This is a genomic window from Halopiger goleimassiliensis (genome assembly GCF_000455345.1).
Taxonomy (GTDB): Archaea; Halobacteriota; Halobacteria; order Halobacteriales; family Natrialbaceae; genus Halopiger_A; species Halopiger_A goleimassiliensis.
The window spans coordinates 733,530-751,402 of sequence record NZ_HG315690.1 but is presented as its reverse complement, the minus strand read 5'-3'; the positions used below and the strand labels follow the sequence as shown (position 1 = coordinate 751,402).

Annotated in this window: 18 protein-coding genes; 13 read left to right on the top strand and 5 right to left on the bottom strand. The window is 66.6% G+C overall.

Annotated elements, in window-relative coordinates; all coding sequences use genetic code 11:
* Positions 1–47 precede the first annotated feature (47 nt).
* The 5 genes from TX79_RS03680 to TX79_RS03660 all read left to right on the top strand — a co-directional run bounded on the left by TX79_RS03680 (position 48) and on the right by TX79_RS03660 (position 3,591).
* The gene (locus tag TX79_RS03680) at positions 48–347 is read left to right on the top strand and encodes an SDR family NAD(P)-dependent oxidoreductase (protein ID WP_049925801.1); all 300 of its coding nucleotides are present in this window, start codon (positions 48–50) and stop codon (positions 345–347) included.
* Between the two features lie 53 nt (positions 348–400).
* Complete coding sequence (locus TX79_RS03675; RefSeq protein WP_049925800.1) at positions 401–769, top strand: methylglyoxal synthase; 369 nt, start codon at positions 401–403, stop codon at positions 767–769.
* A 198-nt stretch (positions 770–967) separates the two neighbouring features.
* Complete coding sequence (locus tag TX79_RS03670; RefSeq protein WP_049925799.1) at positions 968–1,456, top strand: cation:proton antiporter regulatory subunit; 489 nt, start codon at positions 968–970, stop codon at positions 1,454–1,456.
* A gap of 41 nt (positions 1,457–1,497) precedes the next feature.
* Positions 1,498–2,856, top strand: coding sequence for a cation:proton antiporter (locus TX79_RS03665; RefSeq protein WP_049925798.1), 1,359 nt, complete (start codon positions 1,498–1,500; stop codon positions 2,854–2,856).
* A 75-nt stretch (positions 2,857–2,931) separates the two neighbouring features.
* Positions 2,932–3,591 carry an HAD family hydrolase gene (locus TX79_RS03660; RefSeq protein WP_049925797.1) on the top strand — a complete coding sequence of 220 codons (660 nt, stop codon included), beginning with the start codon at positions 2,932–2,934 and terminating at the stop codon, positions 3,589–3,591.
* Positions 3,592–3,604: 13 nt separating this feature from the next.
* Here the strand turns inward: TX79_RS03660 and TX79_RS03655 are convergent, their stop codons facing one another.
* The 3 genes from TX79_RS03655 to TX79_RS03645 form a co-directional block, all read right to left on the bottom strand.
* Positions 3,605–4,039 (bottom strand): hypothetical protein, encoded by a 435-nt coding sequence (locus TX79_RS03655; RefSeq protein ID WP_049925796.1) that lies wholly within the window; start codon positions 4,037–4,039, stop codon positions 3,605–3,607.
* Positions 4,040–4,115: 76 nt separating this feature from the next.
* The gene (locus TX79_RS03650; protein ID WP_049925795.1) at positions 4,116–4,568 is read right to left on the bottom strand and encodes a DUF2240 family protein; all 453 of its coding nucleotides are present in this window, start codon (positions 4,566–4,568) and stop codon (positions 4,116–4,118) included.
* 45 nt (positions 4,569–4,613) lie between these two features.
* Complete coding sequence (locus TX79_RS03645) at positions 4,614–5,249, bottom strand: reverse transcriptase-like protein (protein ID WP_049925794.1); 636 nt, start codon at positions 5,247–5,249, stop codon at positions 4,614–4,616.
* Positions 5,250–5,402: 153 nt separating this feature from the next.
* Here TX79_RS03645 and TX79_RS03640 point away from each other — a divergent pair, with 153 nt between their 5' ends.
* From TX79_RS03640 to TX79_RS03610, 7 genes are all read left to right on the top strand, one after another.
* Positions 5,403–7,007 (top strand): ABC transporter substrate-binding protein, encoded by a 1,605-nt coding sequence (locus TX79_RS03640; RefSeq protein WP_049925793.1) that lies wholly within the window; start codon positions 5,403–5,405, stop codon positions 7,005–7,007.
* A 79-nt stretch (positions 7,008–7,086) separates the two neighbouring features.
* Complete coding sequence (locus tag TX79_RS03635) at positions 7,087–8,076, top strand: ABC transporter permease (protein WP_049925792.1); 990 nt, start codon at positions 7,087–7,089, stop codon at positions 8,074–8,076.
* Positions 8,073–9,080 carry an ABC transporter permease gene (locus TX79_RS03630; RefSeq protein WP_049925791.1) on the top strand — a complete coding sequence of 336 codons (1,008 nt, stop codon included), beginning with the start codon at positions 8,073–8,075 and terminating at the stop codon, positions 9,078–9,080. Before TX79_RS03635 ends, TX79_RS03630 begins: the two co-directional genes overlap by 4 nt.
* 1 nt (position 9,081) lies before the next feature.
* Positions 9,082–10,368: an ABC transporter ATP-binding protein gene (locus TX79_RS03625; RefSeq protein WP_049925790.1), complete on the top strand. Its 1,287-nt coding sequence runs from the start codon at positions 9,082–9,084 to the stop codon at positions 10,366–10,368.
* A complete protein-coding gene (locus TX79_RS03620; RefSeq protein WP_049925789.1) occupies positions 10,365–11,753 on the top strand; it encodes an ABC transporter ATP-binding protein in 1,389 nt (462 codons plus the stop codon). The genes TX79_RS03625 and TX79_RS03620 overlap by 4 nt, the downstream gene beginning before the upstream one ends.
* A gap of 132 nt (positions 11,754–11,885) precedes the next feature.
* The gene (locus TX79_RS03615; protein ID WP_049925788.1) at positions 11,886–12,248 is read left to right on the top strand and encodes a DUF7344 domain-containing protein; all 363 of its coding nucleotides are present in this window, start codon (positions 11,886–11,888) and stop codon (positions 12,246–12,248) included.
* 112 nt (positions 12,249–12,360) lie between these two features.
* Positions 12,361–13,293, top strand: a complete 933-nt coding sequence (locus TX79_RS03610) for a DMT family transporter (RefSeq protein ID WP_049925787.1) — start codon at positions 12,361–12,363, stop codon at positions 13,291–13,293.
* An 89-nt stretch (positions 13,294–13,382) separates the two neighbouring features.
* Here TX79_RS03610 and TX79_RS03605 read toward each other — a convergent pair whose 3' ends face one another.
* The gene (locus TX79_RS03605) at positions 13,383–13,688 is read right to left on the bottom strand and encodes a hypothetical protein (protein ID WP_049925786.1); all 306 of its coding nucleotides are present in this window, start codon (positions 13,686–13,688) and stop codon (positions 13,383–13,385) included.
* Between the two features lie 265 nt (positions 13,689–13,953).
* A complete protein-coding gene (locus TX79_RS03600) occupies positions 13,954–16,182 on the bottom strand; it encodes a CDC48 family AAA ATPase (RefSeq protein WP_049925785.1) in 2,229 nt (742 codons plus the stop codon).
* 249 nt (positions 16,183–16,431) lie between these two features.
* Between TX79_RS03600 and larC the strand changes: the two genes are divergently transcribed.
* Positions 16,432–17,847 (top strand): nickel pincer cofactor biosynthesis protein LarC, encoded by a 1,416-nt coding sequence (gene larC, locus TX79_RS03595; RefSeq protein WP_049925784.1) that lies wholly within the window; start codon positions 16,432–16,434, stop codon positions 17,845–17,847.
* Positions 17,848–17,873: the final 26 nt, after the last annotated feature.

The window sequence follows — 17,873 nt, the reverse complement described above, 5'->3', positions numbered from 1 at the left end:
ATCGTTCCGCCCCGGATTCTAAACCACGGTCCGTCGTTTGACGATTCATGACGTGTACGGCCGTCATCGCCGGCGTCGGTCCCGGCCTCGGAGAATCGCTCGCTCGAACATTCGTCGACGAGGGCTGTCAGATCGGCCTGTTCGCCCGATCGGAAGACTACCTCGAGGAGCTGGCGGACGCCCTCGGTTCGGACGCCGTCGCCGCCCCGACGGATATCACCGATCCCAACACGGCGGAGTACCTCGACCCTGACGCCATCGCCGACTCCTACTGGTATCTGGTCACGCAGGACCGTTCGTCGTGGACGCTCGAGTTGGACCTGCGACCGCACGTCGAGGAGTTCTGAACGGCAGTCGATCGCCGGCCCAGCGTTTTCCGCGTCGCCGTCGATCGTTCGGTATGACGCGCGTCGCGCTGATCGCCCACGACGAGACGAAGCCCGATCTCGTCGAGTTCGCACAGGCACACGAGGACCAGCTCCGGACGTACGAGCTGATCGCGACCGGGACGACGGGCAAACGGGTCCGCGAGGAGACTGACCTCGAGGTCGAACGGATGGCGTCGGGGTCGCTGGGCGGCGACCTGATGATCGGCGCGGAGGTCGCGCGGGAGGCTCTCGACGGCGTCGTCTTCCTCCGGGATCCGCTCGAGGCCCAGCCCCACGAGCCCGACATCTCGGCGCTGTTGCGGATCTGCGACGTCCGCGACGTCGCGCTGGCGACGAACCGCTCGTCCGCGGAGTTTCTCATCGAGGGGCTGTCCGACTGAACCGCTCGCCGGTGACCGGGAGGTCGGGATCGTCGACGCCCCTCGGGGCGGGGAACGATCACCCCGAGCGTCGCGAAGCGAACACGCCGAGCGTCCCGACGCCCTCGAGCGGGACGAGTTCGGTGCCCGCGTCGACGTCGAGCGAGGTGTCGTGGCCGGGTCAGGTCATTTAATACCCGTGCGGCCGCGGTATTCGGTATGACCATCTACGAGAGCGACCTCCCCGGCGTCGGGAAGAAGTTCGAGGTCGAACTCGAGGACGGCCAGCGCCTCGTCATCGTCACCCACAACACGGGGAAGCGGGAGGTGTACCTGAAGGCGAACCCGGACGCCGACGGCGACAAGCTGTTCGAGGTCTCGGACCGCCTCGCCCGGAAGATCGGAACGATCCTGGAAGGGGCCTACTTCCAGCCCGTACAGGCGGAGGCGGTCGAAACGATGCTCTCCGACGACACGTACCTCGAGTGGTACAACGTCTCCGAGACCGCCGAAATCGCGGGGCAAACCCTCGAGCAGGCGGACATTCGTGATCGAACCGGCGTCTCGGTCATCGCGATCCAGCGCGGCGACGACCTGATCTCGCCGCCGACGCCCGAGACCGTCCTCCGGGTCGACGACACGCTGGTCGTCATCGGCGAGCGCGAGGAGTGTGCCGAATTCGAGACGCTGTTGGGGGACGAGGTCTAAGCCATCGATGACCGCGTTCGTGCCGTCGGAGGTGACCGCGAGTGGCGACCGCTGAATCGACCGCGCTGATCGACGTCGGGGTGCTCTTCGCGGCCGCCGGACTGGCCGGCCTCGTCGCCAATCGGATTAACCAGTCGGTGATCCCGTTTTACATCCTCGTCGGGATGGTACTGAGCGAGCACGTGCTCGGGAATCTCCCGGCAATCGCCGACTGGATCGCCGCGAGTATCGAGGGCGCGGCCGCGCTCGTCGGTGCCGACGTATCGGTCGGATCGACGGTTTCGGTCGCGGGAACCGATCTCGTCGCCGAACTCGCGGCCATGTCCCTCGCGGAGACCGACTTCGTCTACGTCGGTGCCGAGATCGGGATCGTTCTGCTGCTCTTTTTCCTCGGCCTCGAGTTCAACCTCGACCGACTCGTCGCCTCGAAAGACCGCATCGGGAAGGCGGGCGTCGTCGACCTCGCGATCAATTTCGGCGCTGGCCTCGTGCTCGGATACGCGATCTTCGGCTCGTTCCTCCCCGCTTTTCTCACAGCCGGGATCGTCTACATCTCCTCGTCGGCGATCATCACGAAGTCGTTGATCGACCTCGGCTGGATCGCCAACGACGAGTCCGACCCGATGCTCGGCACGCTGGTCTTCGAGGATCTGTTCATCGCCGTCTACCTGGCCGTCGCGACCGCGCTGGTACTCGGCGGCGGCGACGTCGGCGAGGCGCTGGGACAGATCGGGATCGCGGTCGGGTTCATCCTCGTGCTCCTGTTGCTGGTCTATCTGGGCACCGAGTGGTTCCAGCGCAGCCTCGAGACCGACTCCCACGAGTTCGTCGTCCTCCGGGCGCTGGGAATCACCGTGTTGATCTCGGGGGCGGCGCTCTCGCTCGGGGTCAGCGAGGCCGTCGCGGCCTTCTTCGTCGGGATGGCCTTCTCCGGAACCGACCACGTCCACGACCTCGAGAACCTGCTCGAGCCCCTTCGCGACGCCTTCGCGGCGATCTTCTTCTTCTGGATCGGCCTCCGCACCGATCCGACGCTGTTCCCCGCCGTCGCCGGACTGATCGCGGTCGCGGTGCTCGCCACGACGCCGACGAAACTGCTAAGCGGCTACCTCGGCGGCCGGATCTACGACCTGAGCGAGCGCCGCTCCGTTCGGGTCGGTCTGGGTATGACCACCCGTGGGGAGTTCTCGCTGATCATCGCGACCCTCGCGCTGTCGGGTGCCGGCTCCGCGCTCGCGGAGGGCGTCGCCGCGGACATCTACGCCTTCGCCGTCGGCTACGTCCTCGCGATGAGCGTCCTCGGGACCACGCTCATGCAGTACTCGGACCGGATCGAGGAGATCGTCGTTCCCCGCCTCGAGGCCGTCGGTGCGCCGACGGTGCGACCGACCGACGACTGATCGCCAGCGGCGCGTCGTTCCCTGGGACGGGCCGGAAGGGATAGCTTCAACCCCCTCGAGTCCCCTCTCCCGGCCATGGTACGGGCGGTCGTCTTCGACCTCGATTACACGCTGGCGGTCCCCACTCGGGATCGCGAGACGATCCTCGCGGAGGCCGTCGAAACGGCCGACGCGCCGCCGCTGTCCCGCGAGGCGTACCTCGAGGCACACGGCCGCAACCTCACCCGGGAGACGCGCGAACCGATCTTCGCGGACCTGCTCGCCGAGCGCGAGACCGACGCCGATCCGGCCGCTCTCGCGCGGGCCTACCGCGAGGCGATCGCGGACGCGCTCGAGCCGCTCCCGGGCGTCGAGGGGATGCTCGCCGACCTGCGTGGGGAGTATCTGGTCGGTCTGCTCACCAACGGTCCCGTCCGCGCCCAGCGGGACAAACTCGCCACGCTGGGGTGGGAGGACGCCTTCGACGCGGCGCTGGTCACCGGCGAACTCGAGGCCGGCAAACCCGCCCCGGCGGCGTTCGAAGCGATCGCGGCCGCCCTCGAAGTCGATCCGGCCGACGCGGTCTACGTCGGCGACGACCCCGAGGCCGACGTCTACGGCGCGACCAACGCCGGGATGGACGCGATCCAGGTCCTGCTCGAGGACGGTCCCGACCCGGATCCGCGGGCCGTCGCCCACGTCGAGCAGTCGTCGCTCGCGACGGCGGTTCCCGAGGTCGTCGCGGACCTCGAGTGATCACCACGAGCCGTCAGCCTCGTTCTTCGTCGACGTCCGTCAACCGCGTCACCACGTCCTGTACCACATCAGTCGCGCGTTTGACCGCGGCACCGCTCTCGACGAAGACGAGCGTACGGGGCGGTTCGACCGCTTTCGGCCTGACGCGCAACTCCGCGTCGGTTGCCGCCTCGGCCGCGACGTCCTGGCCGTCCTCGAACTCGAGGCGCGCCCGGTCCTCGTGGACGAACACCCGTGCGAACCGCTCGCTGTCGGTGTCGCTCTCCGTGCCGTCGTCGCCTCGTTCGAGCTCGACGTCGTACGCCCGAGCGCCGTCGGCCGTCGGTTCGACGTCCCTGTCGGCGTTCGTCACTGCGACGTGCTCGAGACCACCGTCCTCGCGTCCGTCGAGTTCGGAGGAGAGCAACTGCGCGATCCGGGTGCCGTCGGTGATCCGCTCCTCGACCATGCGAGACCGTCCGGGCGGACGTGCCTTCCGTCCTTCGGGTCGGTCGCGGCCGAGAGGGCCACAGCAGAGGGCCTCGCTACTCGTCTTCGACGATCGCATCGCGGGCGACCGGAACCAGGTCGTCCACCTCGAGGCCCTCGCGGCGGGCGTAGACGACGGCCGCGGTCTCGATGGTGACGCCGAGGTCGGCCTGGAGCTGGTTGATCGCACCCACGGCCTCGTGTTTCTCGGCTCCCTCGGCGACGAGCGACTCGAGGACGCGTTCGAACGCCGACCGTTCCCGTAGCAGGTCCTCGTCCGGGACGAAATCCTCGGGGATGGTGACCTCGGCGGGATCGAACGTCGCCTCGAGGTCGCCGTCGTCGTGCTCGAGCAGTCCCTCCTGGGTCGCGAGGTCGATCAGGCGTTTGGCCTGGTCCGGGGAGAACCAGTCGCGATCCAGCGAGAGCGCGACGACGAACTCGCTTTCCTCGAGACTGGTGGTCCCGTGTTGCACGAACGGCGCGGCGGCGGCGACCCGGAGACTCATCGTAGACGACTCGCTCGAGGGGGAGCAAAACGGTGACGATCGGAGTCAGTCGGAGGCCCGGCCGCCGGTGTTGCGATCGGCGCGCGACGGTGGCGGGAACTCGCTTGGGGTCGACTCCGGTGGGTCGGGAAGCACGCACCGCTCGGGTTCGCGGTTGACGTGGCGGTACTGCTCCGGCGCGTTCGCGAGCGGGTGCGCGGGATTCTGGTCGCTGTCGATCCGGGCGGCCCGGACCTCGCCGAAGCCGTTGAGTCGCGCCTGGATCCCCCGCCAGTGATACCGCGTCGCGTGCGGGACGGAGATCGGTCGTGGGGGTCTGCCGTCGGGATGGTCCGTCGCGAGGACGGTGCTGTTGACGTTGCTGGCGAGTGAATCGTGATCGACGAGGACGCCGACGCTGGCGTCGGTGGGTGCCCGTGCCGCCAGGACGTCGAGCCCCAGGTGGAGCGCCCGATACTCGGCGACGTTGTTGTCCGGCGGCGTATCGGGCGTCGCGATCCGTGCGACGCGAGTCCCGTCGCGCGTCTCGATGACGGCACCCAGTCCGCCGCCGGCGTTCCGGAAGGACCCGTCGGTAGCGACGTAGAAGTCACGATGATGGGTCCGCGGGGGATGGGCGATGTGGGGCGTCGGCGACTCGTCGAACAGGTCCCGCAGTGCTGACCGGCCGTGAGCGGCCATGGGCGTATTACGTGCCGAGTCGGACTTAAGTTTGTGGGCGCTTCGCCGGCAGTGTTGTAGACCGGAATGTTATTTCCAGTTATAGTTCACAAATACCAACTGTTTTCTGGATCACTAACATTTATAAAAAATACACCTGTGTATCTATCTGGTATGAAGGGTGCTAATCATCCCCGCATCGATCGGCGGACGTTACTGAAACTCACCGGTGCCGCCGGTGTGACGACCGGCCTCGGATCGATCGCCGGTTGTCTGGGCAATCCGAACGAGGGGGAAGGACTCGACGTCGAGACGCTCACGATTACCCAGGGAGAGTTTCCGGACGTAGAGGACCCCAACGACCACATCACGGGACCGTACTTCAACGTCTACGACCACGTCTACGAACCGCTGTTCGACGTGACGCCGGGTGAAGAACCGGAACCCCGCGTCGTCGAGGAGTGGGAACACGGCGACGACCGAACCGTCGAGTTGTCGATCCGCGACGACGTCGTCTTCCACGAGGGCCAGGAACTCACCGCCGAGGACATCGCGTTCACGCTCGAGCGCCAGATCGACCCGGACGTGCCGCCGGTGTCGGATCAGGTGGCCGGCCTCGGGTCGATCGAGGGAGCCGAACCGATCGACGACACGACGGTCGAACTCTCCTACAGTGGCGCAGCACAGCTCGCGGAGTTCGAGTTCGGGAACTACCTCCGGGCGGTCAGCCGGGAGTGGTACGAGAACGACGCGCCGACGACCGAGGACGGCGTCATCTCCGGTCAGGACGCGGCGGCGTTCAACGGCACCGGACCGTTCCAGGTCACCGAGTACAATCCGGGCCAGAACCGGATCGTCCTGGAGCCGTTCGACGACTACTGGGGCGAGGTCCCGGAGGTCGGCGAACTGATCTTCGAAGGGGAGACCGACGACGGGGGTCGCGTCAGTTCGCTGTTGGCCGACGAGACCGACTTCATCGACAACGTCCAGCCGAGCGACGTCGGGAACGTCGAAGACGCCGACGGCGTACGAATCGAGGAGGTGACCTCGTTCCGCAACATCTTCCTGCCGATGAAAAACGAGGTCGAACCGTTCGACAGTCTCGAGTTCCGCCAGGCGATGAACTACGCCGTCGACAACGAGGCGATCATCAACGACATCCTGCAAGGCTTCGGCTCACCCATGTCCCAGCCGACGCCACCGGAGGTCAACGGCTACAATCCGGACCTCGAGCCGTACGAACACGACCTCGAGGAAGCCGAAGCGCTCGTCGAAGAGGCGGGCTACACGGCGGACGACCCCGCCGACATCACGCTTACCGTCCCCGAAGGCCGATACCTCAACGACGCCGATGTGGGTGAACGCGCGGCCGACGATATCGACCAGCTCCCCAACGTCGACTGCGACTTCGAGACCGTTCCGTTCGACGTGGTCTCGGACGCCAGTTCCGCCGGCGTCGACTACGAAGAGATCCCCTTCTTCCTGATCGGCTGGGGGGTCATCACGGGCGACGCCGACTACGGAATGTTCGGCTTCTTCCACGACGACGGGGGCGTCCAGAACTTCCGCGACGAGGAGCTACAGCAAGCCCTCGAGGAGACGCAGGTCGAGGACGACCCCGAGACGCGTGAGGAGATGCTCCAGGACGTCAACGAGATGGCCCGTGAGAAGGCCCCGTGGGTCTTCCTCCACCAGCAACAGAGCATCTACGGGCTCGACGCGGACATCGAGTGGGATGCCCGCGAGGACGAGAGCGTCTTCGTCTGGGAGATGAGCTAGTCGACGGCCCGATTTCGACATCGAGAATGGTGTGTGAAACGACTGCGTTCGAACCGAAAATCACCAGGACCTGAACTGAATGGCTTCCGCCAAATTCCTGATACGACGGCTCGTACAGGGGGTGTTCGTCGTCTGGGGCGTCGTGACGGTCACGTTCGCCCTGCGGGCACTCTCTCCCGGCGATCCGGTCAACCTCATCGCGGGACAGGTCCCCGATCAGGCGACCCGGGATCAGATTCGGCAGGACCTCGGGCTCGATCAGCCCATCTACGTCCAGTACTTCGACTATCTCGGCGAGCTCGTGACCGGGAATCTGGGATACTCGTACAACCAGCGACGGGCGGTCACCGATATCATCGCCCAACACTTCGCGGCCACCGTCGAACTCGCCGTGGCCGCGACGATCGTCGCGATCGTCATCGCGATTCCGCTCGGCGTCGTCAGCGCGACGCGACGCGATCAGCCCGCCGACTACGCGGCGACGCTCGGCTCGCTCGTCGGGATCAGCACGCCGAACTTCTGGCTCGGGATCATGCTGATCCTCGTCGTGGCCATGCACGTCGGCGTGTTCCCCACCTCCGGACGGGGCGTTGCGTTCCACGAGGCGGTGTATCACCTCTTCCGGTACGGCTACGTCGGCGATCTCCTCTCGTGGCTCAGCTACATCGCTTTACCGGCGATCACCCTGGGCACGTACTTCACGGCGCTGATTACGCGCCTGACCCGCAGCGGGATGGTCGACGAACTCGGCAAACCGTACGTGACTGCGACGAGAGCCAAGGGGTTGCCGGGGACCCTGATCAGGTACAAGCACGTCCTCAGAAACACGTTGATTCCGATCATCACCGTCCTCGGGCTCCAGCTCGGAACGCTGATGGGCGGCGCGGTGATCACCGAAGAGGTCTTCAACTGGCCGGGACTGGGACAGACGTTCATCACGTCGCTCCGGAACGGTGACTGGCCGGTCGTCCAGGGGATCGTCCTCTTCATCGCGATCGCGTTCGTCCTGATCAACATTCTGGTCGACGCGCTCTACGCGCGGTTGAATCCGCAGGTGACAGACGAATGATTTCGGATCGAATCAAATCGAACCTGACGAAGGAACTGCGCCGGAGTCTGTTGGCGAAACTCGGGATCGTCATCTTCGTTTCGATCCTCCTCATGGGGTTGTTCGCTCCGGTACTGGCAACGCACAACCCACACGATCAGGGATACAGCGACGAAATGGGTGCGTCGTATCCTCCGGTCGGGCTAACCGACGAGATAACGATCGCACAGGACGGCGAACGAGTGAGCCATACCGTCGAGGGAACCAGCGAACACGTTCTCGGGACGAACAACATCGGCCAGGACATTTACTCCCGGTTCGTGTACGGCGCTCGGACGTCGCTGCTGGTTGGACTCTCGGGAACGTTGCTCGCGACCGCGATCGGCGTTCCGATCGGACTCACCGCGGGCTACTTCGGCGGCCGAGTCGACGACGGACTCATGCGAATCGCCGACGTCATGCTGGCGTTCCCCTCACTCGTCCTGGCACTGGCGCTGATGGGTGCCTTCGGCCGGGGAACGGTCAGCATTCCCGATCCGATCGTGGCGGCCGGTTTCGCAGACGGCATGCCCGAGACGATCACGTTCCCCGGCATGGTCACGGTCGTCGTCGCGCTCGTGACCTGGGTCTGGTTCGCACGCGTCGCCCGCGGCGAGGCGATGACGATACGCAACGAGGAGTACGTCAAAGCGGCGCGGTCGCTCGGGGCGAGCCACGCGACGATCATGCGCAAGCACGTCCTGCCCAACAGCATCACGCCGATCATCGTGCTCGCGACGATCCAGGTCGCGGCGATCATCCTCCTCGAGAGTTCCCTCTCCTATCTCGGCTTCTCGGGAACGACGCTCTCGTGGGGGTACGAGATCCAGCGGGGACAGGACGTGATGCGCAACCAGTGGTGGGTCGCCACCGTCCCGGGAATCGGAATCGTCCTCACGGTGATCGGCGTCAACTTGCTCGGCGATTGGTTACGGGACGCCCTCGACCCGAACATCGAGGGCGAAGGTGCCGGAGGTGTCGGCTGAGATGAGCGCCGAACTCCTCCGCATCGAGGGCCTGAAGACCAGGTTCTTCACCGACGAGGGACAGGTGAACGCGGTCGACGGGATCGACCTCGCGATCGACCGCGGGGAGACCTACGGCATCGTCGGCGAGAGCGGCAGCGGCAAGAGCGTGACCGCCCGCTCGATCATCGACCTGATCGAGCCACCCGGCGAAATCACCGCCGGCGAAATCTGGTACCGCGAGCCGTCCCTCGCCGAGGCGATCGCCGACGATCACCCGGACGCCGTCGACGGCGATCGGGTCGATATCCGCCGGATCCCGAAGTCGATCAGACGGACGCTCCGTGGATCGAACTTCAGCATGATCTTCCAGGACCCCCAGAGCAGCTTCAACCCGACCATCACCGTCGGCGAACAGATCGCCGAGGCGGTGGAGGTCCAGCGGCGTGCGAGCGCCACCCCCCGGTCGACGCGGGCCCGTACCGAGGGGTATTCGCTGACCTCCATGGTCCTGGGATCGGTCTTCTCGTCGCGACGGTACGTGAGCCCGGAGAGCCGCGAGCGCGCGGTGGAGCTGCTCGAGCTGGTCGGCATCCCCGATCCGGTCGAACGGGCCGACGAGTACCCCCACGAGTACTCCGGGGGGATGCTCCAGCGGGCGATGATCGCGCAGGCGCTGGCCGGCGAACCCGACGTGTTGATCGCCGACGAGCCGACGACCGCGCTCGACGTGACGATCCAGGCCCAGATCCTGGATCTCCTCGACGACCTCCAGGACGAACTGGACATGACGATCCTGCTGATCACCCACAACCTCGGCGTCGTCGCACGGATGTGCGACCGCGTCGGGGTCATGTACGCCGGCGAAATCGTCGAGCGCGGCCAGTTAGCGGACGTCTTCGACGACCACGTCCACCCCTACACCGAGGGGTTGCTCGGCTCCATCCCCGATCTGGAGGGGGCACGCGGGCGGCTCGAGCCGATCCCCGGAAACGTCCCTAGCCTCCTCGACGAGGAGATGGGGGATCGGTGTCACTTCGCTGACCGGTGTCCGAAGGCGATGACGGACTGTCTCGAGCACCCGCCGGAGTACGACGCCGAGGGGAGCGACCACCACACCGCACGCTGTGTCCTCGCCGAGCGAGCGTACGACGAGGCACAGGCGTTACCGGAGGGGTACTTCGGGGAGGACGAGCGACCGGCCGCGGACAAACACGCCGATCCGGACGCGGCCGGTCCCGGCTCGGAGTCGGCCGCGGAAGCCACGCAGGGACGGTCCGTCGAAGAGACCGGAGGTGATCGAACGTGAGCACGGACCGATCGGGCCGGACGGAGTCCGACGGCGACGTCGCGGCCAGCCACGCGGATGGCGACCCGCTCGTCCGGGTACGGAACCTCGAGAAGTACTTCTGGGAGAACGACTCGCTCGTCGATCGACTGCTCGGCGAGGAGCCGGTCGCCGTCCGCGCCGTCGACGGCGTCAGTTTCGACATCTACGAGGGGGAGACGCTGGGCCTCGTCGGCGAGTCCGGGTGTGGGAAGTCGACGACCGGTGAAACCCTCCTGCGACTCCAGGACCCGACGGACGGTCGGGTCGAGTTCGAGGGCCGGAACGTCTACGACCTCGCCGGTGACGCGCTGACCGACTTCCGGACGAACGCCCAGGTCGTCTTCCAGGACCCCTTCTCGAGCCTCGATCCGCGGATGACGATCGGCGACGTCGTCCAGCAGCCGCTCGACGTCCACGGCGTCGGCACCGCGGCCGAACGGCGCGAGCGCGTCCGGGACCTGCTCGAGCGGGTGGGCCTCTCGGTCGACCAGCTGGATCGGTATCCCCACGAGTTCTCCGGCGGCCAGCGCCAGCGCATCGCCATCGCCCGCGCGCTCGCGCTGGAGCCGGACTTCCTGGTCCTGGACGAACCGACGTCGGCCCTGGACGTCTCGGTCCAGGCCCAGGTGTTGAACCTGCTCGACGACCTCCAGGCGGAGTTCAACCTCACCTACCTGCTGATCAGCCACGACCTCTCGGTCATCCGGCACGTCTGTGACCGGGTCGCCGTGATGTACCTGGGCGAGATCGTCGAGATCGGTCCCGTCGACGAGATCTTCGAAGAACCCAAACACCCCTACACCGAGGCGTTGCTCGAGAGCGTCCCGCGGGCCTCGACGGCCGAACGCGACCGCGACCGGGAGACGCTCACCGGCGACGTCCCGTCGCCGCGGGATCCCCCCAGCGGCTGTCGGTTCCGCACCCGCTGTCCGAAGGTGATCCCGCCCGAGGACCTGGAGATCGAGCAGGACGACTACCGCGCGATCATGGACGTCCGCCAGCGAATCGAATCCCGGGACGTTACCCTCGAGTCCGTCGGCGGCGAGGCGTTCGCGTTCGAGGACGGATCGATCCCCGAACGGGACGTCGACGACTTCGTCGCGGCCCTCAAAGGGCGGTTGCTCGACCGAGAGTTGCCGGCCCGCCACGACCGACTCCTCGAGGAGGCGCTCGCGCGGTTGGCGTCGTCGGACTGGGACGGTGCCGCCGAGGTGCTTCGCGACCACTACGAGAGCGTCTGCGAACGCCGACACCCGGATCTGGGGGACGAGGACCATCCGGCCGCCTGTCACCTCTACGACGACTCGGTCTACGCGAGCGACGAGTCCGACGCCGACCGGTCGCGGACGGATCGGTCGACGTGAGTCTCAGGCCGCGTGACGTATTTAAGTACCGCGTCGCTGTCGGGCGGTTTTCGCGGCGGGTTCGCGAGTGCCCCGAATCGACCCAATCTGTATTGGCAGCAGGTGTAATATGGTCCGGTGCCTGGATCGGGTATGAGCCGGACCGACCGTATGGAGGCCGCCTGCACGTTGCTTGCCCAGTCCGAACGCCGCTATCTCCTCTACCAACTCGTCGAACAGGAAGAGGTCCACATCGAGGACGTCGTCACGCAGGTCGCCGCCTGGGAGCGCGACGAACCGGTCGCCAGCATCGAGAAAGACACGCGACAGCGCGTCTACGTCTCGCTGGTTCACAACCACCTCCCCCGACTCGCCGACTACGACATCGTCGACTACGACCTGCGCAGCGGTGACGTCGTCCTGGCGGAAGGGTTCGAGGACATCCGCCCCCTGCTCGAGCAGTTCCGGCAGACGGAAGCGGTGCCCGAGATCCGCCGACGACCCGCGCTCAGCTGAGGCGATCAGCCTGACGTCGGCCCCGGAACCGGCCTCCAGCCGCTCGAGATTCGTCGATCCGACGCCTGTTTCGGAACGAAACGTATAGGTAGGAGCCACGGCGACCACCGCCGTGGCCAACTATCGACATCTGGCGCTGTTTCTCGCGCTCGCGGCGATCTGGGGCTCGGCCTTCGTCGCCATTAGCGCCGGCCTCGCGTACTTCCCGCCGGTGTTGTTCGCGGCGTTACGCTACGACGTCGCTGGCGTCGTCATGCTTGCGTACGCGGCGCTTACGGTCGATCGCTGGCGTCCCTGCGACCGTCAGGAATGGGCAGCCGTCACGATCGGTGCCGTCCTGCTGATCGGGGCCTACCACGCCTTTCTCTTCGTCGGACAACAGCATACGACGGCCGCAGCGGCGGCGATCCTCGTCAGCCTCTCGCCCGTGCTGACGACCGGCTTCGCCCGTCTCTGGCTACCGTCGGACGCACTCTCGCCCGTCGGCGTCGTGGGCGTCCTCGTCGGACTCGTCGGCGTCGCGGTGATCTCCCAACCCGATCCCGAGAACCTGCTGGCGACCGACTTCGTCGCGTCGCTGTTGGTTTTCTGTGCGGCGACGGCCTTCGCCCTCGGGAGCGTCTTTACCCGTCGGATCGACGCTGGCCTCCCGATCGAGACGATGGAAGCCTGGTCGATGGTCGGCGGCGTGCTCTGTCCGCACGTCGGTAGCCTCGCACTCGGCGAACCGATCGACCCGTCGTCCTGGCTCCACGCCGAGGCGCTCGGGGCGCTCGCCTACCTGGCGCTCGTGGCGAGCGCCGTCGGCTTCCTGCTGTACTTCGACCTGCTCGAGCGCCTCGGTGCCGTCGAGATCAACATGGTCTCGTACGTCGCGCCGATCTTCTCGGCGGTCGTCGGCTGGCTCTACCTCGACGAGGTCGTCGACCGGGCGACGCTCGTCGGCTTCGGTCTCATCGTCGTCGGATTCCTGCTGGTCAAACGGCGGGCGATCCGCGAGGAACTTAGCTACCGCGGGACCGACAGCCCCCGTTCGGGCGACTGAGACGGACCGCTGTGAGTCGTGTCCGGCGCGACTGTGACCTCTCCTGCGGTCCCACCGGTAACCCGTTACAGCATTCCGTATGACGAGAGTTACTGCCGGTGGTAGTGACCCACGTACAACGCCCCGAGATTGACGACCAACAGGACGAGAAAGGCCGTCGAGTGGAGCCACGTGTTCAACCCGAACACCAGTAGCGGCAGGTACAGAAACGGGAGGACGATCGCCGCCCAGAAGCCGGCTTTTCGAATCTCCCCGGCGACGTGTGGCAGGGTTCGCTCGAGCCAGCGTCGGTCGGGGTCCTCGTCCCGACGCTCGTCCGTCGCGGTCGGACTCGAGGCCGTCGCGTCGGTCATCGACGAGGACGATCGGTCACGGGCAGTCGAGGAGTCGGACATCGAAACACCTGGTACCGATCGGAGACGTGGCGACCGCGGCACATATACGGGGGCGAACGTTTCGCCGACTTGATCGCGGTTCACCCGAGTACGGGCTCGTTGTCCGTTCTACCGACGGCTCCACCGGTCACTCTCCCACACGAAGGAGTCACAACTGCGGAGTTTCCCGGCGTAACCGCACACTACACGTCGATAAGAACGGGTTACGACGGGTTGTCCAGCGGACGAAGACGACGGTTCGAAAGAAAACGGCGCGGCCGTGACGCTACTGGAAGCCGATCCGACTGCTGCGACGGCCGGTCGGGTCCGGGCCGCTCGATCCGCCCTGGAACTCCTCTTCGATCCGCTCGTAGTAGTCTAAGATGTCGTCGGTGATCGTCGGGCGGACGTTCTCCATCGCCTGACGGAAGTGTTTCATCTCGACGATGTCCGCCTCCTCGTCTTCGCGCAGCGCCTCGATGGCGGCCTCGCGGGCGATCGACTCGAGGTCGCTGCCGACGTAGCCGTCCGTGATCTCGGCGATTTCGCGCAGCGAGACGTCGGCTGCCAGCGGCGTCTCCTCGGTGTGGATCTCGAGGATGCGCTCGCGACCCTCGACGTCCGGTTCGCCGATCATCACGAGGCGATCGAACCGACCCGAGCGAAGCAGTGCGGGGTCGATCATATCCGGACGGTTGGTCGCGCCGATGACCATCACGTTCTCCATGTCCTCGAGGCCGTCCAGTTCCGTCAGCAGCTGGTTGACGACTCGTTCGGAGACGTTCGAGCCGACTTCGCCGCCTCGGCCGGGTGCCAGCGCGTCCAGTTCGTCGAAGAATATGACCGTCGGCGAGACCTGGCGGGCCTTGCGGAAGGTCTGGCGGATCGCCTTCTCCGACTCGCCGACCCACTTCGAGAGGAGTTGCGGGCCGCGCACCGAGATGAAGTTCGCGTTGGTCTCGTTGGCGACGGCCTTCGCCATGAGCGTCTTCCCGGTGCCCGGCGGGCCGTACAGCAGGACGCCGGCCGGCGGATCGACCCCCAGCCGGTCGAACCGCTCGGGGTTCGACAGGGGCCACTCGACGGACTCCTGGACCTGCCCTTTCGCCTCCTGGAGGCCGCCGACGTCGTCCCAGGAAATCTTCGGCAGTTCGACGAGGACCTCCCGCATCGCGGACGGCTCCACTTCGTTCAGGGCACCGCGGAAGTCCTCCCGCTTGACGATCATCCGGTCGATGAGACTCGGCGGGATGTCCTCCTCGTCTAAGTCGATCTCCGGCAGGTAGCGCCGCAGCGCCTTCATCGCGGCCTCCTTCGTCAGGCTCTCGATGTCGGCCCCGACGAAGCCGTGGGTCTCGTCGGCCAGATGGGAGAGGTTGACGTCGTCCGAGAGGGGCATCCCGCGGGTGTGGATCTGGAGGATCTCCTCGCGGCCCGTCTCGTCGGGGACGCCGATCTCGATCTCGCGGTCGAACCGGCCGGGACGACGGAGCGCGGGATCGACGCTATCGACGCGGTTCGTCGCGGCGATGACGATGACCTGGCCCCGCGCCTCGAGGCCGTCCATCATCGTCAGCAGTTGGGCGACGACGCGGCGTTCGACCTCGCCCGTGACGTCCTCCCGTTTCGGCGCGATGGAGTCGAGTTCGTCGATGAAGATGATCGACGGCGACTCCTCGCTGGCGTCCTCGAAGATCTCCCGGAGTTGCTGTTCGGACTCGCCGTAGTACTTCGAGATGATCTCCGGCCCGGCGATGGAGAAGAAACTCGCGGAGGTCTCGTTGGCGACGGCCTTCGCGAGCAGGGTCTTCCCGGTGCCGGGCGGCCCGTGGAGCAAGACGCCCTGCGGGGGCTCGATCCCCAGTTTCTTGAAGATCTGGGGGTGTTTCATCGGCAACTCGACCATCTCCCGCACGCGCTGGATCTCGCTTTGCAGGCCGCCGATGTCCTCGTAGGTGATGCCGCCGCCGGTCTTCTCGAAGCCCGAGATGGGCTCCTCTCGCAACTCGACGTCGGTGTCCTCGGTGATGAGGACCACCCCTTCGGGCTCCGTCTCGACGGCGATCAGGGGGATCGCCTGGCCCGGCGAGCGCATGAACGGGTGATTCGTCGAGGACATGACCGGGACGATGTCCCGGCCGACGACGGGGCGTTTCAGGATCTGTCGTTTGACCATCCCGGCTGCGTCGGAACCGAACTGGACGGACGCCTCTTCGGGCGGCGCGAGCACGAGGCTCTCGGCTTTCGTCGCCTCCGCCTTCCGGATCGTCACCCGTTCGCCGATACCGACGTCGGCGTTCTGCCGGGTGAAGCCGTCGATGCGGACCGTGTCGGTGTTCCAGTCCTGCCGGTCGGCGCGCCAGACCTTCGCGGCGGTGGTGTCCGCACCTTCGATCTCGATGATGTCGCCCGGACTCAGCTTCAGATGCAACAGCGTGTCCGGGTCGAGTCTGGCGATACCACGACCCGAGTCGTTCGGGTACGCCTTCGCAACCTCCAGTTGAACTTCGTTCATGATTCGGGATGGACGACGATGATTGTCACTCCGATTCGGGATCGGATAGGTTTTTTGCTAGTCCTCACGGTGCTAGGTGGTAGCACTCCAAACGAGGGTCTCGAGGGTACATAGACGTGTCGCCACCGGACCGTTTTGGCGGCACCGACGACGCGTCGTTCCCGCTCGAGTCGGGCGATCGCACCTCCATGACGACCGTCCGGCGTCGGAGTGGATGGCTTTTTACTCCTGGTCGCCCCGGGGGTAGATATGGACGTTCTCGCCTTCGACGGTCGCATGGGCGCGAGCGGCGACATGATCCTGGCCGCGCTCCTCGACGCCGGCGCGGATCCCGACGCCCTCGAGGCCGTCACCGACGCGCTCCCCGTCGAGTACCACGTCGACGAGACCGTCAAGTGTGGCATCTCGGCGACGATGGTCGACGTCTACCTTACCGGGGAGGGATCGGCGGAACGCGACCATCCGAAGGACGGTGCCGACCAAAGCCACGCAGATCACGACGATGGCGACCACGAGCACAGCCACGCCGGAGACGATCACGGCCATACGCACGCCGAAGACGATCACGGCCATACGCACGGACACTCCGAGCACGACGGCGATCACCACCATCACGATCACGACCACAATGACGAGGGCCACGTCCACGCCGAAGGACACGGCCCACACCGGAGCTACCTCGAGGTCCGCGAGATCGTCGAGGGGATGGCCCTTCCCGATCCCGTCGAGCGCGACGCGCTGGCGATCTTCGAACTGCTCGGCGAGGCCGAGGCGGCCGTCCACGGCGAGTCGCTCGAGGAGATCCACTTCCACGAGGTCGGGGCCGACGACGCCATCGCCGACGTCGTGGGGGCGACGCTGCTGGTCCACGACCTCGACCCCGATCGGATCGTCACGACGCCGCTGTCGACCGGCGGCGGCACGGTCGGGATGAGCCACGGCGAGTACCCCGTGCCGACGCCCGCAGTCGTCGAAATCGCCCAGCGTGCGGACTGGTCTCTGCGAGGTGGCCCAGTCGATGCGGAACTGCTGACGCCGACCGGCGCGGCGATCCTCGGACACCTCGCCGACGGCGTCGAGACGCTCCCATCGATCGACCTCGAGGCCTCGGGCTACGGTGCCGGCGGCTACGATCTCGACCCACACCCGAACGTCCTCCGGGTGCTGGTCGGCGACGGCGGCCGCGAGTTAGTCCGCGAGGACGTCGCCGTCCTCGAGACGAACCTCGACGACGCGACGCCGGAGGTGCTGGGCGGCCTGCAGGAGACGCTCGCGGACGCGGGCGCACGAGACGTCTCCATCCTCCCGGCGACGATGAAGAAGTCCCGGCCCGGCCACCTCGTGAAGGTGATCTGCCGGCCCGCGGATCGGGAGCGGGTCGCCCGGGCGCTCGCCGAGGAGACCGGCACGCTCGGCGTCCGCGACGCCGGCGTGACCCATCGCTGGATCGCCGACCGAGCGTTCGAGACCGTCTCCCTGGAGGTCGACGGCGACCGCTACGAAGTATCGGTGAAGGTCGCCAGCGACGCCGACGGCGACGTCTACGACGTCAGCGCGGAGTACGACGACGCGCTCGCCGTCGCCGCGGAGACGTCGCTCGCCGTCCGGGACGTGCTCGAGCGCGCCGAGACTCGTGCTCGGGAGACGCTCGAGTCGACCGAGTAGCGTTCGGAAAAACGACGGATGACGAA